The organism is Bacillus sp. LR--39 (genome assembly GCF_053613335.1).
Window position 1 is genome coordinate 1 of record NZ_JBSIOT010000247.1, and the last position, 1,210, is coordinate 1,210.

The following is a 1,210-nucleotide window of genomic DNA, read 5'->3' on the forward strand; positions in this document are numbered from 1 at the left end:
GGAATGGATGGCAGCGCGCATATCCATCGGAAGATGCTTTTTCTATCATTAATGACACCGCCGCATCAAAAACGTTTGGCTGAGTTGATGACAGAGGAGTGGAGAGCAGCAGTCACAAGATGGGAGAAAGCAGATGAGGTTGTGTTATTTGAAGAAGCAAAAGAAATCCTATGCCGGGTAGCGTGCTATTGGGCAGGTGTTCCGTTGAAGGAAACGGAAGTCAAAGAGAGAGCGGCTGACTTCATTGACATGGTCGACGCGTTCGGTGCTGTGGGACCGCGGCATTGGAAGGGAAGAAGAGCAAGGCCACGTGCGGAAGAGTGGATTGAAGTCATGATTGAAGATGCTCGTGCCGGCTTGCTGAAAACGACTCCCGGAACAGCGCTGCATGAAATGGCTTTTCACACACAAGAAGATGGAAGCCAGCTGGATTCCCGCATGGCAGCCATTGAGCTGATTAATGTATTGCGGCCTATTGTCGCCATTTCTTACTTTCTGGTGTTTTCAGCTTTGGCGCTTCATGAGCATCCGAAATATAAGGAATGGCTGCGGTCTGGAAACAGCCGGAAAAGAGAAATGTTTGTGCAGGAGGTCCGCAGATATTATCCGTTCGGCCCGTTTTTAGGGGCGCTTGTCAAAAAAGATTTTGTATGGAATAACTGTGAGTTTAAGAAGGGCACATCGGTGCTGCTTGATGTATATGGAACGAACCACGACCCTCGTCTATGGGATCATCCCGATGAATTCCGGCCTGAACGATTTGCGGAGCGGGAAGAAAATCCGTTTGATATGATTCCTCAAGGCGGGGGGCACGTCGAGAAAGGACACCGCTGTCCAGGGGAAGGCATTACAATTGAAGTCATGAAAGCGAGCCTGGATTTCCTCGTCCATCAGATTGAATACGATGTTCCGGAACAATCACTGCATTACAGTCTCGCCAGAATGCCGTCATTGCCTGAAAGCGGCTTTGTAATGAGCGGAATTAGACGAAAAAGTTAAATTAAAAAGCTCTCTTCCTTTATCGAAGAGAGCTTTTTGATTACTTCTTTTTTTCATCGTAGTATTGGACGGGATACATGGAGCCTTCTGAAACCATTTTGTTGTCCTCGATATCTTGCGGGTCAGGGTGGCCGGCTTTATCAACTGGGAACGTTTCCATGTCTGGCTGTTTTGTTATTTTCATCTTCATGCTGTGAATGAATTCTCTTGC

At 47.6% G+C, this 1,210-nt stretch carries 2 protein-coding genes; one reads left to right on the plus strand and one right to left on the minus strand.

The annotated features are described in order from the left end of the window. Positions 1 to 999: fatty-acid peroxygenase (gene cypC / locus ACWHAR_RS22205; protein ID WP_452087846.1), on the plus strand; the 999-nt coding region annotated here is incomplete at its 5' end. 40 nt (positions 1,000 to 1,039) lie between these two features. On the opposite strand, the gene ACWHAR_RS22210 is transcribed toward cypC, so the two are convergent. After that, positions 1,040 to 1,210: hypothetical protein (locus ACWHAR_RS22210; RefSeq protein WP_452087847.1), on the minus strand; the 171-nt coding region annotated here is incomplete at its 5' end.